Genomic DNA, 13,565 nt, shown 5'->3' with positions numbered 1-13,565 from the left:
ATTGTTTACTGAATTGCGGTTTCCCACAGAAAACCGGCAACAAGTTGATCAACCGCATCTATTTCATGTAGACCAGAGTGAGTGGCGTTTATGTTTGTCACAACCTTTTCTGTAAAAAGTTTATGAGGAACCATATTTTGACTAGCAAGAGCGCTGTCTAAAGAAACAACACCATCACCAACCAATGGATCCGCCACAACGCCTGCAATAGAGAGCACTCTCAGATCTTCCGGAAGTAACAAGCTATTCTCCATAAGATTTTGCAAAGCTTCAGAATTTGGCTTTAAATCAATTAAGGCATCCCCATAGTTCTCTTCAAAGTAATTTTCTTTATCAATTCCTAGAAAAGGACTTCCGATCGTAACAAGATTTGAGATTTTCGGGTAAAATTCTTGATCACCCGTTGTTTGCACGTAATTTGTTAAAGCAAGCCCACCCATTGAATGACCGACAACATTGATTTCTTCAATATAATAGCGTTCTTTTAGTTGCTTCATGACTTTTTGAAGCCATTTCGTTTGATCGCTTAATTGTGCTCGATTATTCTCAAAAATCACTTGAATAAAAGGATTTTCGACATTTTTGGGGATGGTCCCTTTAATGGAAACTCGACCATTTTTGTGGACAAAGCATACAAGCGCTCTTGACCCCCACTGTTGTTCTTCCATTCTTTCTAACATCGTTGAAAAGGAGCGCTCACTCCCTTTATACCCATGAAGAAAAAGAGTGGGTACAACAGCAGGAGAGGCGGAAACCTGAATTTGTTCATTTATTAATTTTGGACGTGAAATAAAAAGCCCAATTATTAGTACAATAATAAAAAATAGACTGATACCTGAATACTTTTTTTTCATAAAAATTCCCCCTAAAGCCTATATTCCCATTTTACCATATTTTGTAATAAATTTGGTTTAATTGTTAAAAAATATTTAAAAATATTTCATTTTGGTTACAAATGATACAAACTGTCTTAAGAATAAGGATACCCCAAAAAGGTGATAACTGTTGTAGGGAGGTATTGCCAAATGGTTTACGTAGAGGTTGCGATTGCAGTCCTTTTATTGGTTGCATATATTCACTTTCAGCGTGCTAAGCGGAGAAATCGTTATGAATTAGATTTAATAAATCGTCAACTACATTCAAGTGAAGAGGTAAAATGGACATTAGCTATGGGACTTTATTTAAGATTTAGGCTTGAGGAAGAAAACTCTTCTGGAGAAGAGGAACAGGACGAGGAAGCTGCTCCTCATGACACAAAGCAATTTATTAAGGAGGACCCCCTAATATTTGAAGATTTTGTGGCGGATATTTTTGAAAGAGCAAAAGGGGGAGAAACCGATGTCCTCCCATCTAAACAAGATTTTGGGGTTGATTTTAAGCATAAAACGGATGATGGATTATTTCTTGGCCAGGTGAAATGTTGGAAAGAGGATGTTGATTTTGAACCGATTGCTTTGATCCATTCGAATATGGTAAAAAAGCAAGCAGTAGGCGGATATGTCATCACAACCTCTGCCTTTACGGAAGCAGCCAAAGAATATGCTGAACCGTTGGATATTGAATTAATTAATGGAAGTAAGCTAGTCGAGCTTTGGATGGAAGCTTTACAAAGTAATGAAGAGGAAATTAAAAAGGTCCTTCCGGATGTATATCAAACAGAACCAGAGCAATAATCGTTGTTAAGGAGGAGGCGGGGAAAAGTACTTTTACCAAAGAAGGGTGCAAATACCCCCGCTCCGGAAATATACTTCGCGGCACTCACCTTCCCGCAGAAAGTCTTTGTATATTTCCCCGCTAAGGTAATGTATTGTTCGTCCTTAGCGCTCCTTTTCTAATCCTCTTCAGGTGTGTTTAGCTCTACAGTCATAATGATCATGACTGTAGATACTAATAATAAACCTAATATTGTGACAAACATTTTTATCAACTCCTACCATGTGATTTGTCCTTTTGATCCAGGAGGTGAATGATGGATCATATCCGCAAGCGGGAAGGCATAAGCCATCACAATTAATAACACAGCGATGCCAATCCAAAGCCACCAGTTTTCCAAGAATTTCGGTGTATGGGAAGTGTCACTTTCCGCCAAAGGAAATTCAGTCATATCTGCAGGCTTTTGGGCGGTTGGAGCAAAAAATAACAGGTTACACACAATATAAATAAGCAACATAGCAGATAAAAATAATATGGTGCCCCCAATAGCCATTGTCACATGATTCGATAGAATGCCATCAAACCACTGCATGGCTGTTTGGTGACCGTTGTAACCGGCATAGGCTGTTCTTCTAGGCGCGCCAAGGAGTCCGAGAATATGCTGAGCAGTAGACATCAATAACATGCCAACCGCCCAAGAAATAATTTGGATAAAGGCGAGCTTTTGAATAGACTTTGTTAATTTTCGGCCTGTTAAATGGGGGACCAACCAAAATGTTATTCCCATAAAGGTCATAGCGACGGGCGCCCCAACAGTAATATGGAAGTGTCCAACAATCCAAAGCGTATTATGAACAAGCTCATTTAGTTGAAAGCTTGCATTAATAATTCCCCCGGCACCCCCAGGGATAAAGAATAGCATAGCGATAAAGATCGATGTAAAACGCACATCTTTCCATGGTAACTTCGTGAACCATCCGAAAAGCCCAGAGCCCCCCTTCTTCCTTCCCGAGATCTCAAAGGTGGCAAACATTGAAAATGCAGTCATAAGCGATGGAATAATCACCATAAATGTCAAAATAACTTGAAGAAATTTCCAAAAGCTAGAGATTCCCGGCTCTGTTAATTGGTGATGAAATCCAACTGGAAAGGAAAATAGAATAAAAAGTACAAACGCCAAACGAGCTAAGGAATCACTAAATACTTTCGTTCCTACTAATTTTGGTATCACAACATACCAAGCCATATAAGCAGGCAAAAGCCAAAAGTAAACAAGCGGATGTCCAAAATACCAAAACAGTGAGCGACTTAATTCGACATTGATCGTATCGACCCAACCAAAAGCCCATGGGATGTATTGGAACACAACAGTTGCTACAACACCTAGACAAGCAATAATCCAAAGAATAATCGTTGTAATTGTCATAAAAGCAAAAAGTGGACTTACTTCACCCTTGTGGCTTTTTTTCCAGGCAATGTAGTGGCCAACCAATGCAAAACAACTAATCCAAGTTCCAATGACCCAAAGCGCAAGCCCAATATAAAACCAACCACTTGCTTTTAAAGGTGCATAGAATGTATAGAGCACAGAGGCTTTGCCAGAAATAATCAATAGGGTCGCAAGGATTGTGCCAATCGTGGTGACAATAAATCCTATCCATAAAGTGCGACAAACCTTTGGCCCGAAGTTCCCCAATGACTTGCTCATACCAGAAATAAGAAAAGCGAAAATAAAAAAGGTTGTATAGATAAGTGCTAATAATACACCGTGCGCTGTGAGGATTTGATAATAATCGAGCCAAGATGGTAAGTCCAATGCATCATTACGAACAAAAACTTGTAAAAGACCGCAAAATGTTCCAATAATAAAAGCGATATAAGCAACAATAATATTAGAAATGGCCAGTCTTCGATCTTGAATTCCTATCATGGTTCATACACCTCAATCTCTGTCTGCATAAAATGGTGACCCGTGCCGCAATATTCGTTACAGATCACTAAATAGTTTCCAGGTTCGTCAAAAGTATAACTTTTATGTGTAATGCGTCCAGGCACCACCATCATATTGACCTTTGTTTCTTCAATCGTAAAACTATGAACGACATCCTTACTTGTGGATGTAAAAATAATTTCTTTGTTTACAGGAACACGTATCTTCGCGGGGCTATAGCTAAAAGCTTGAGCGACAATCGCGACTTCATACGTATCCTTATCAATCTGCTTCACACCTGGTTCATCAAATGGAGCTGTTTCATCGACTTTTTCAGGATCAATAATGTCCATTCCACCCGCAGGCGTATGTCCGTGTGCAAAAGCAGTGACACCGACAATGCTTAAAAAAACAATAAGTGATACAATCCCAAAAACAAGCCATATTTTCTCATATTTATGCAAATGCATGATCCCACCTACTTTCTTAATATTTTTAAGACGTTCATTTTCAACAAGCTTATGTCTGGAGGCTAGATTTTGGCTTACCTGGAAACATATAACCCATAAACAGCGATCCACATCACACAAATAATAATGCCGACAACAAATACACTTATAAGTGTTCCTTTTAAATTAGGTCCCGAATGACTCTTTTTTTTGTCCATTTCAATACCTCCATCCATGATCGTTTAGTCTAAATGTAGTTGTAATCGCTATATCCAGTCTGTGATAAAAGTCACAACTTCCTGCCGAGAAGAGAGATTTCATGAAATAGACAAAAAAGCCGACAATCAGGATTTGCTGATTGTCGGACTAGAACATAAGGCACCAATGGCCAATAATGATGAACAGTATCTTAATTAAAAAATATTACAAATCTCAATAGGGCAGTTTTCACAATGAATTTCCTGTTTTAAAAATGAAAGATCATAAATCACAATATGCCCATCAACGATTGCCAACTTTTTCTCCTTTTTTAACTCGTTTAACAGCCGATTGACAACTTCACGCGTCATACCGCAAAAGTTAGCAAGTTCTTGATTTGTCAGGGAGAGGTCAATCATAATTCCATCTTTTTGTTCAATTCCATAGCTATTTGTTAAGCGAATAAGCGTAGAATATAGTGCCCCTTTTTTTCCATGTAAAACCAAGTCGCGAAATTTAGATTGATTTTGCTGGTTTTGTATATTCATTAATTTAAGCATTTCAATACTTAAATGAGGCTGAAGAATCAGTTGTTCTTCCAAATCTTTTTTAGAAATTATTTGGATGGTCCCAGTTTCCAGCATCTTTGCATAGACCGTAAAGGGAGCAGGATCACTGAAGAGAGGGAGCTCACAAATGAAATCTTCAGGTTTACAAATTCGAAAGGTAATTTCACGTCCATCTGGAGTAATTTTGCCGATCTGAACTTTGCCTGATTGGATCATAAAAAGAAAGTCAGCTTGATCACCTTCTTGAAAAGCATATTCTCCCTTCATCAATTTCTTTTCTTGGAGGGCGACAGACTGAAGCATATGAAGTAATGACGGAGAGCAAAGTTGTACTGAACTTAACATGGTGAACACCACCTTTGAATATTCGAAGCGAGTCATCCTTTCTTAATTATACACCTAGGATAAGCGATTTTATAGGAGTTTTCGAAAGTAGGAATGGAGAAGGTCACAATTAGCTGCATGATCTAAAGAGATATAAATTGGTCGAAATTCTTGACTAAATGGTTGAAACTTATGAGTAACGGTCAATGGGTTTGGGAGTTTCTCCTGCTAGAAGTGGGGGATTGTACACAAAAAACTCTCTCCCTGCAAAAACAAGGAAGAGAGTGTGAACAGCACTTAAGGAACGATATGGCCAGCTGCTTTATAAAGGTCATACCATTCTTTTCTTGTTAAATCGATTTCTGAACCAGCGCAGGCATCTTTTATCCGTTGAGGTGTAGTTGTTCCGAGTACAACTTGAATATTAGCTGGATGGCGTGTAATCCAAGCAGCTGCAATGGCGGTATTGGTAACACTATATTTTTCAGCTAATTCATCGATTACCTGATTTAATTTCGGAAACTTTTCTAAATCACCTAGAAATGGCCCTGCAAAGAATCCACTTTGGTATGGAGACCATGCTTGGATTGTGATATCTTTTAAACGACAATACTCTAATGTACTGCTATCACGATTGATCGATTGATCTACAGGCATGTTTAAAGCAATGCCAGAATCAATTAATGCAGACTGAGCAACACTAAGCTGCAATTGGTTTACCACTAATTTATGGGATACATAATTTTGAAGTAACTCAATTTGCGCAGGATTGTGGTTCGACACTCCAAAATAGCGTACTTTACCACTATTATGCAATTGGTCAAAGGCGTCTGCTACTTCCTCGGGTTCCATTAAGGGATCAGGGCGATGTAAGAGTAAAAGATCTAAATAATCGGTTTTTAGTCTTTTTAAAATGCCATTGACGGATTCGAGAATATGTTCTTTGGAAAAGTCAAAATAATTATCCTTACTATTAATTCCACACTTGCTTTGCAAAATCATCTTTTCTCTTATACTTGAATTCATTTGGATGGCATCAGCAAATAAAGTCTCACATTCCCCTCCACCATAAATATCCGCGTGGTCAAAGAAATTAATACCTTCCTCCATAGCTGTGCGAATCAAATGTTCAATCTCAGCTTTTGTTCGTTGGTTGATACGCATATTTCCCATCACAATATTGGAAACGTTTAGACTTGTGCTTTTTATTGGAAAGTATTTCAATTCCTTCTCCTCCTCTACTTTTTCCCGCTTTAACGGGTAGTAATATCCCCACTGATTGAAGTTTCCCCTTTTCCATAATCATACAATACCGATTAGGATGCAAGCGGTCAATGTTTATGTTTTTAAATATCGGGTATTATAAAAAATAGCGTTCAAGTATTTGTTCGTATTATGAAGGATATGGTCGAACTTATGAGGAACCTAACTAATGATATCGGCTCAATCCAAGTATTGGAGTATAATAGAGCGATAAGCCGTATTAAGGGAATTGTAGATCATTTCGTAAAACTATATAATAAAAGACGGTACTTCCATTAGATGTATCTTTATTTGCGCCTGCTAAAGATATGAGGATAACTTGAGCTAAAATAAATATCTTTAATATGTGAGGGAAGCAAGATTATGTAAACGTTTAGGATTTTTAGAACGCTATACTCCGTTCGTCCACTTCTATTAATGAAAATCCTTCAAGCCATCCAACGCTCGGGATAATGGGCTGAAATTCTGTTGAATTCCTTAAACAGTAGTAAAAAATCAAAGAAAGAATGGCTTAATAATGCTTGTGATTTATTTCACAATAGATTGTTTGCTTGCAGAAAACCGATATTTCGCCTCTAAGCAGGGATGCAATATAACCATCGTAGAAAAATACTGAAAAATGAGATAATATCACAAAAAGATGATTAATGCAGTTTTTTAAGAGATAAAAAATATTATGGAGGTTTTATGGTATGAAAAGGTTAGTATCAATTTCTATGTTCAGCATTTTGTTACTTGTTTTGGCTGCTTGTGGCAATGGTGGTGGTGACAAAGCGGAAGCAGGGAAGATTGTTGTATCTGGGAAGGAATATACGGAGCAAATCATTATGACTCATATGTATGCTGAATTCCTTAAAGCAAATACTGATTTAGATGTTGAAATAAAAGATGCCCTTGGAGGAGTCTTTGTCATTCAAGAAGCAATGAAAAAAGGCGATCTTGATCTATACGTTGAATATACTGGGACTGGTTATTTAAATGTTTTGGATGAGGAGTATAAGGCAGGCATGAGTCCAGATGAAGTGTATGATGAAACGAAAAAAGGGTATGAAGAAGAATTTAATGCAACCTGGTTAGAACCACTTGGGTTTAATAACACATACGCCTTGGCTGTAAGAGCGGAGTTAGCTGAAGAGTTGGGACTTGAAACCTACTCTGATTTACAGGAACACGCCTCTGAATTAACTTTTGGTTCAGATCCAGAGTTTTTTGAAAGAGGAGATGGCTATGATGCACTGGTGGAAGAGTATGATTTAGAATTTGCGAAGCAAGTTAATATTGATCCCGATTTAATGTATGTGGCAGCGAAAGACGCCGAGATTGATGTCATTACAGCCTTTTCAACAGATGCGAGAATTACTCAATATAATTTAGTGATTTTAGAGGACGATAAGAGTTTCTTCCCGCCTTATTATGCTGCGCCGGTTATTCGCCAAGCAGTGTTGGATGCTAATCCTGATCTAGAAGAGACATTAAATAAATTAGCGGATACCTTGGATGATGAGCGTATGCAGGAACTAAATGGTCAAGTTAATCTAGAGAATAAAGAACCAGAGGATGTAGCTGTTGAGTTTTTAAAAGAAGAAGGACTGATCGATTAATTAAATAGTGTGGAGGTTGGGACAACAGTGTTTTTACTAAAGAAAAAACGAACTACTTGGTGCGTATCTGTGCTTCAAAAATGTACTTTGCTTTAGTTAATATATTATTCGTTTTTAGTTATGTCCCAACCTCTTTTCAAAATGGAGAAAGTTGGAGGATTTTATGATATGAAAAAGTTTGCAGCGATTGCGCTGATCAGTATTTTATTATTTATTTTGACCGCTTGTGGTAATAATGGGGGCGATCAGGCTAAATCTGGAAAGATTGTTGTTACTGGGAAAGAATTTACTGAACAGCTTATTATGACCCATGTAATGGCAGAATATCTTAAGGCCAATACAGACCTAGATGTAGAAGTAAAGGACGCTCTGGGAGGGGTCTTTGTCATCCATGAAGCGATGAAAAAGGGTGAAGTGGACCTATATGTGGAATATACAGGAACTGGTTATTTGAATGTCTTGAATGAAGAATATGAGCCAGGTATGAGTCCGGATCAAATCTATGATGAAACGAAAAAGGGTTATGAGGACGAATTTAATATTACTTGGTTAGATTCACTTGGTTTTAATAATACGTATGCATTAGCCGTACGAGAGGAATTGGCAGAAGAATTAGGGATCAAGACGTTTTCTGATCTAGCGGAACACGCCTCTGGACTATCTTTTGGGGCGGATCCAGAATTCTTTGAAAGAGATGATGGCTATGACGCGTTCGTGGAGGAGTACGGTACTGATTTCGCGAAACAAGTAAATATTGATGCCGATTTAATGTATGAGCCAGCTAGGGATGGCGAAATTGATGTAATTGCCGGCACTTCTACAGATCCAAGGAATAAGCAATATGATTTAATAATCCTAGAAGATGATAAAAACTTTTTCCCGCCTTATTATGCGGCTCCTGTTATTCGCCAAGCGGTTCTGGATGCCAATCCAGGATTAGAAGATACATTAAACGAATTGAGTGATGTTTTAGATGATGAGCGGATGCAGGAATTAAATGTTCAAGTTAATATCGAGAATAAAGAGCCAGAAGATGTAGCTCTTGAATTTTTAGAAGAGGAAGGCTTGATCGATTAATTAAATAGTTCGAGTTAAATACCATATGGAATAGTGAAAATCGGTAGAACAGAAGAGGAGGACTCCTATGATAAAATTTGAAAATGTAAAAAAGCAATATAAAGATGGCTTTGTTGCAATAAAAAATATTAATTTAGAGGTTGAAAAGGGAGAACTAGTTACATTAATTGGACCGAGTGGTTGTGGAAAAACGACTACAATGAGAATGATCAATCGGTTAACGGAGCCTTCTGCAGGTAGAATATTAATTAATGGAGAAGATACAGCGAAAGCAGATCCAGTTGAATTACGCAGAAATATTGGCTACGTGATTCAGCAGATTGGCTTGTTTCCACATATGACAATTGAGCAAAATATCTCCCTTGTGCCGAAGTTGAAAAAGGCAGATGTGGAAAAAACAAAGAAACGAGTCGATGAATTATTAGATCTTGTTGGCTTAGACCCCTCTACCTTTAAAAAGCGCTATCCATCCGAATTAAGTGGTGGACAGCAGCAGAGAATTGGTGTTATTCGGGCTTTAGCAGCGGAACCCGATATCATCTTGATGGATGAGCCATTTAGTGCATTGGATCCGATTAGTCGTGAGCAGCTTCAAGATGATATTATCAATCTTCAAGAAGAAATTAAGAAGACGATTGTCTTCGTAACACATGATATGGATGAAGCAATTAAAATTGCCAATCGAATTGTCATTATGAAAGATGGAGAAGTTGTTCAAGTAGATACTCCGGAGAGAATACTGAGACGTCCAGCCAATGACTTTGTCAAAGGATTTATTGGAGAAGAACGCCTAAACCAAGGAATCACGTTGCCGACAGCAAGCGATATGATGTATACAGAAGTCGTAACAGCTTCACCAAACCGAGGCCTTGCTTCCGCTCTTCATATAATGAGAGAAAAACGTGTAGATAATTTATTTATAACAGATAAAGCGAAACAATTTTACGGGGTTGCGACTCTTGAATCCTTAAAAGAGAATTATCAAAATGAAGATTTAATTGTCTCCGATATTATGAAGCCAAATGTCAGAACATTAACGCCTGATGCGATTCTAACAGACGTAGCAGAAATATTTACCGAGAGTCATTCGAGTGCTATTCCGGTAGTAGATGATGGGAAGTTGGTTGGACTTGTCACAAGATCAAGTATGATTCGTGGTCTAGCTGATATGAACGGAAATGGAGGGAATGACTGATGGAACTAATCGAAACATTTATTAAAAGGAAAGATGCCATCTGGGTCGCCTTTCAAGAACATCTATTTTTGGCTGGGGTTGCGATGATTATTGCCATCGCCATCGCCGTGCCACTCGGCATTGTTTTGACGAGAAATAAAAAGGTGGCTGAGTTTGTGATTGGGATAGCGGCCGTTATTCAAACCGTTCCCAGCTTAGCGTTGCTAGGCTTTATGCTCCCATTATTAGGGATCGGAAAAGTCCCTGCTATTATTGCCCTAACGTTATATGCCCTTCTACCAATCCTCAGAAACACCTATACTGGGATTATCGGTGTTGATAAGTCCCTGGTTGATGCCGGAAAGGGAATGGGAATGACCTCCAGACAGATTTTATTTATGGTAGAGCTGCCTTTGACCTTGCCCATTTTAATGGCAGGGATTCGGACAGCGACAGTATTAACCATTGGTGTGGCTGCCTTAGCGACCTTCATCGGTGCAGGTGGTCTAGGTGATTTAATCATCCGCGGATTGAATGTAATGGATAAAAACCTAATTTTATCCGGAGCCATCCCAGCAGCCATTCTAGCGATTGTCTTTGATTTCCTATTGAAAAAGCTGGAAGACAAGGTAACACCAAAAGGATTAAAATCGTAACAGAGTTGAGCAGGATCTCAGTGAAGAGATCCTGCTTTACTTTTGCCTAAACAGAAAGAGCGCCCTCTCATCAGCTAAGCTATTCGCTCAAGATTTCCTGGAAAACGGGTGTCAGTTTTTCTGCCATGCTTATAAAGCCTAAATCTGTCGCATGGGAGCCATCTACCGTTTTTTCATGAGCATTTTCCCCAAGAATGTCAGTCCCGTCATAAAAATAAAGGTGCTGATCGCCCGCTCTTTGTAAGTCTTGAACAAGTTGTTGCTGGAAAGAACGGCGCTCCAATCGATCTTTTCGTAAGGTGGAGTTCACAATTTCGTGGGCATATGGATATTTAGAGATGACCAAAATAGGAATTTCCGAATGAGCTTCCCGATACAACTGAATAAATCTTGGCAAGGTTTCTTTATATAAGGCAGTGCTCACACAATTTGGCTCATAGTCTAATACAAGGCAGGCAGGATCTTCGATTTCCCGAATAAGCTTGGCCATATTGGCTTCTCCTTTTCCATTCCCTGAGAAACCAAGATTAATAAACTCTCGATTAAACTTTCTACTTAATATATTCGTGTATGCCATACCTGGACGAGAAGCACAACCTCCTTGAAGAATAGATGTTCCATAGAAAATCAATCTCTTCCTGCTTTTATATGCTGGAGGAGATTGGATGGTTGCCCCAGGTTGAAGGCCGATCGATAATTCCTTCACCCCTTGATAAAGTGGAAAATTGAGGGTGATTAGGACTGAATCCTCTTCCTGCCTCTCGAATAAGGTTACTTCATATTGCTCTTGAGTATGATCATATTTTGTCACTCCTGCAAAACGCTGTTCCCCTGGTTCTCCTATATAGCAGTCAAATCCACATTGTCCAGTGGCCGGCATATGAAACATGTTGGCTTTTCCTTGTAACGTAACCTTTACAGCTAACTTTTGAGAATTGGTTCGAAAGCGTAACTGACCCCCTGCGGTACAATTAGCTAAAATATCAACCGCCTCGGTTACTTCATATCTAGGTTGCTTAGGTAGTCTCCGAAATCCTTGCTCCTCCTTAAGCCAAGCGAAACCACTAATTTTAAACGGAGACTGTTTCGGATCATGCCATTGGAGGGAGCCACCATTTATTGAATTGGCTTTCATATGGTTATCTAATTTTTCGACTTGAATTGTTTGTTTATTCCCGCTCATTTGCCACCCTCTCTTCCTCTGAAAATGATGTTATTAAACAGTATTCTGGGTGGATTGGAAAATTCCTGCTTTTCCTATTGAAGGTACAGCGAAAAATAGGGACATTGTTCACACCTATTGGAGTCCCGTAAATTCAAGGTATATTTTGAAAATAGGCACTTTACAAAAAACAGAAAGATGATAGAATGGAGATTAATTCCACGAAAATACACAAAAAAGGAGGAATGTTCCGGTTTTGTTGCAAAATAGTGATAATTACTTGTATATACCTCCCCAGCGCCTAGAGAATGGTATTGCCACACGATGGTGAACTTAACCTTTCAAATGGGCGCTTGTATTTTTCTTATAATGATAATGGATAATAACTGACAGCTGGGAGAGAAATAACTCCTGATGAAGCAGCAAAGGTTCCCCAATTAGGTGCACATGCTGTTGTGGTTAGTTCTGCTATTGCAAGACCACAACTGATTACTCAAGATTTTGCACGAGCAGTTGAAGCTGCAAAAACTGGTTTGTTAAAGTAAGAGAATAAGATCGTAAAAAACATATAGAAAGAGAGATTACCTTGATGAAAACACCCCAAACTATTCACCCAGAAGTCATGATTTCAAGTATCTATCATTCCCTAACAAAATCAGAGCAGAAAGTGGCAGATCTGCTAAAAACACGCATGAATGATTCGGTATATTGGTCTGTGTCCGATTTAGCCGAATACGCGAATGTGGGGGAGACAACCGTCATTCGATTTTGTAGGAAATTGGGATACAAGGGATACCAAGATTTTAAACTCGCAGTTGCCCAAAACAAAGTAGAAACCAATAGCCAGGAATTCGGTGAAATTACGGAATCAGATAGTTTAGAGGTATTAGCTCAAAAGATAACCGCTGAAAATATTGCAACCATCCAGAATACATTGAAAACGATTCAGCAGAGCGAGTTTGAGCAAGCAGGAAAGGAAATTATTCAATCTAATAAGCTCTATCTCTTCGGAGTAGGGGCATCTGGCTTGATGGCCCAACAAGCACAATACCGATTTATGAGAATTGGATTTAATGCAGAATCAGCAACAGACTCCCATATTATCGCCATGAATAGTGCATTGGCAAAAAAAGGAGAGGTGATTATTGGAATCTCCACATCAGGGAGTACAAAGGATCTTGTTGACGCTTTAAAAATTGCTAAAGAGAACGGTGCTTTTATTATTTGTATTACGAAGCATTTCAAATCGCCTATTACAAAATTCGGGGATATCGTATTGCTCACCTCGACAAAGGAAAGTCCATTGCACGGCGGGGCCTTTTCATCTTCAATTTCACAAATGCATGTCTTGGATATATTGACAAGATACATCGAAATACAAGAAAAGGATCGAGCTATAAAGGCTTTAAAGAAAACAGCTAAGGCGGTATCAAATAAATTATATTGATCAGGAATTTTGCCTACTATGACCGTTATATCGACCTTATGGAAATTAGATTTCAAGCTGGA

At 38.6% G+C, this 13,565-nt stretch carries 14 protein-coding genes; 7 read left to right on the top strand and 7 right to left on the bottom strand.

What is annotated here, in order from left to right; genetic code table 11:
* Positions 1-5: 5 nt before the first annotated feature.
* Complete coding sequence (locus KI375_RS02270; RefSeq protein WP_212971904.1) at positions 6-854, bottom strand: alpha/beta fold hydrolase; 849 nt, start codon at positions 852-854, stop codon at positions 6-8.
* A 171-nt stretch (positions 855-1,025) separates the two neighbouring features.
* Between KI375_RS02270 and KI375_RS02265 the strand changes: the two genes are divergently transcribed.
* A complete protein-coding gene (locus KI375_RS02265) occupies positions 1,026-1,673 on the top strand; it encodes a restriction endonuclease (protein ID WP_212971903.1) in 648 nt (215 codons plus the stop codon).
* A 257-nt stretch (positions 1,674-1,930) separates the two neighbouring features.
* On the opposite strand, the gene KI375_RS02260 is transcribed toward KI375_RS02265, so the two are convergent.
* The 5 genes from KI375_RS02260 to KI375_RS02240 form a co-directional block, all read right to left on the bottom strand.
* Positions 1,931-3,583: a b(o/a)3-type cytochrome-c oxidase subunit 1 gene (locus tag KI375_RS02260; RefSeq protein WP_212971902.1), complete on the bottom strand. Its 1,653-nt coding sequence runs from the start codon at positions 3,581-3,583 to the stop codon at positions 1,931-1,933.
* Positions 3,580-4,053, bottom strand: coding sequence for a cytochrome c oxidase subunit II (locus KI375_RS02255; protein WP_212971901.1), 474 nt, complete (start codon positions 4,051-4,053; stop codon positions 3,580-3,582). Before KI375_RS02255 ends, KI375_RS02260 begins: the two co-directional genes overlap by 4 nt.
* Positions 4,054-4,127: 74 nt before the next feature.
* Positions 4,128-4,250 (bottom strand): cytochrome C oxidase subunit II, encoded by a 123-nt coding sequence (locus tag KI375_RS02250; RefSeq protein WP_212971900.1) that lies wholly within the window; start codon positions 4,248-4,250, stop codon positions 4,128-4,130.
* A gap of 195 nt (positions 4,251-4,445) precedes the next feature.
* Positions 4,446-5,144: a Crp/Fnr family transcriptional regulator gene (locus tag KI375_RS02245; RefSeq protein ID WP_212971899.1), complete on the bottom strand. Its 699-nt coding sequence runs from the start codon at positions 5,142-5,144 to the stop codon at positions 4,446-4,448.
* A gap of 276 nt (positions 5,145-5,420) precedes the next feature.
* Positions 5,421-6,347, bottom strand: a complete 927-nt coding sequence (locus tag KI375_RS02240; protein WP_212971898.1) for an aldo/keto reductase — start codon at positions 6,345-6,347, stop codon at positions 5,421-5,423.
* Positions 6,348-7,078: 731 nt separating this feature from the next.
* Here KI375_RS02240 and KI375_RS02235 point away from each other — a divergent pair.
* From KI375_RS02235 to KI375_RS02220, 4 genes are all read left to right on the top strand, one after another.
* Positions 7,079-7,987 carry a glycine betaine ABC transporter substrate-binding protein gene (locus KI375_RS02235; protein ID WP_212971897.1) on the top strand — a complete coding sequence of 303 codons (909 nt, stop codon included), beginning with the start codon at positions 7,079-7,081 and terminating at the stop codon, positions 7,985-7,987.
* Between the two features lie 168 nt (positions 7,988-8,155).
* Positions 8,156-9,064 (top strand): ABC transporter substrate-binding protein, encoded by a 909-nt coding sequence (locus tag KI375_RS02230; protein WP_212971896.1) that lies wholly within the window; start codon positions 8,156-8,158, stop codon positions 9,062-9,064.
* A gap of 67 nt (positions 9,065-9,131) precedes the next feature.
* Positions 9,132-10,259, top strand: a complete 1,128-nt coding sequence (locus tag KI375_RS02225) for an ABC transporter ATP-binding protein (protein ID WP_212971895.1) — start codon at positions 9,132-9,134, stop codon at positions 10,257-10,259.
* Entirely contained in the window at positions 10,259-10,894 is a 636-nt protein-coding gene (locus KI375_RS02220) for an ABC transporter permease (RefSeq protein ID WP_207446822.1), read from the top strand. Before KI375_RS02225 ends, KI375_RS02220 begins: the two co-directional genes overlap by 1 nt.
* Before the next feature lie 79 nt (positions 10,895-10,973).
* Here KI375_RS02220 and KI375_RS02215 read toward each other — a convergent pair whose 3' ends face one another.
* Positions 10,974-12,077 (bottom strand): SGNH/GDSL hydrolase family protein, encoded by a 1,104-nt coding sequence (locus KI375_RS02215; protein WP_212971894.1) that lies wholly within the window; start codon positions 12,075-12,077, stop codon positions 10,974-10,976.
* 365 nt (positions 12,078-12,442) lie between these two features.
* Between KI375_RS02215 and KI375_RS02210 the strand changes: the two genes are divergently transcribed.
* Positions 12,443-12,601 (top strand): hypothetical protein, encoded by a 159-nt coding sequence (locus tag KI375_RS02210; protein WP_212972015.1) that lies wholly within the window; start codon positions 12,443-12,445, stop codon positions 12,599-12,601.
* A 44-nt stretch (positions 12,602-12,645) separates the two neighbouring features.
* On the top strand, positions 12,646-13,503 hold the full coding sequence (locus tag KI375_RS02205) for a MurR/RpiR family transcriptional regulator (RefSeq protein WP_212971893.1): 858 nt from the start codon (positions 12,646-12,648) through the stop codon (positions 13,501-13,503).
* The last annotated feature ends 62 nt before the right edge of the window (positions 13,504-13,565 follow it).

It is taken from the genome of Bacillus sp. J14TS2 (assembly GCF_018333015.1).
Taxonomy (GTDB): Bacteria; Bacillota; Bacilli; order Bacillales; family Bacillaceae_C; genus Lederbergia.
This window is presented reverse-complemented; position numbering and strand designations above follow the sequence as displayed.

What these genes read in the sequence shown, in the direction of transcription:
- KI375_RS02270 (WP_212971904.1), bottom strand. Translation starts at nt 854, where the DNA reads ATGAAAAAAAAGTATTCAGGTATCAGTCTATTTTTTATTATTGTACTA.
- KI375_RS02265 (WP_212971903.1), top strand. Translation starts at nt 1,026, where the DNA reads ATGGTTTACGTAGAGGTTGCGATTGCAGTCCTTTTATTGGTTGCATAT.
- KI375_RS02260 (WP_212971902.1), bottom strand. Translation starts at nt 3,583, where the DNA reads ATGATAGGAATTCAAGATCGAAGACTGGCCATTTCTAATATTATTGTT.
- KI375_RS02255 (WP_212971901.1), bottom strand. Translation starts at nt 4,053, where the DNA reads ATGCATTTGCATAAATATGAGAAAATATGGCTTGTTTTTGGGATTGTA.
- KI375_RS02250 (WP_212971900.1), bottom strand. Translation starts at nt 4,250, where the DNA reads ATGGACAAAAAAAAGAGTCATTCGGGACCTAATTTAAAAGGAACACTT.
- KI375_RS02245 (WP_212971899.1), bottom strand. Translation starts at nt 5,144, where the DNA reads ATGTTAAGTTCAGTACAACTTTGCTCTCCGTCATTACTTCATATGCTT.
- KI375_RS02235 (WP_212971897.1), top strand. Translation starts at nt 7,079, where the DNA reads ATGAAAAGGTTAGTATCAATTTCTATGTTCAGCATTTTGTTACTTGTT.
- KI375_RS02230 (WP_212971896.1), top strand. Translation starts at nt 8,156, where the DNA reads ATGAAAAAGTTTGCAGCGATTGCGCTGATCAGTATTTTATTATTTATT.
- KI375_RS02225 (WP_212971895.1), top strand. Translation starts at nt 9,132, where the DNA reads ATGATAAAATTTGAAAATGTAAAAAAGCAATATAAAGATGGCTTTGTT.
- KI375_RS02220 (WP_207446822.1), top strand. Translation starts at nt 10,259, where the DNA reads ATGGAACTAATCGAAACATTTATTAAAAGGAAAGATGCCATCTGGGTC.
- KI375_RS02215 (WP_212971894.1), bottom strand. Translation starts at nt 12,077, where the DNA reads ATGAGCGGGAATAAACAAACAATTCAAGTCGAAAAATTAGATAACCAT.
- KI375_RS02205 (WP_212971893.1), top strand. Translation starts at nt 12,646, where the DNA reads ATGAAAACACCCCAAACTATTCACCCAGAAGTCATGATTTCAAGTATC.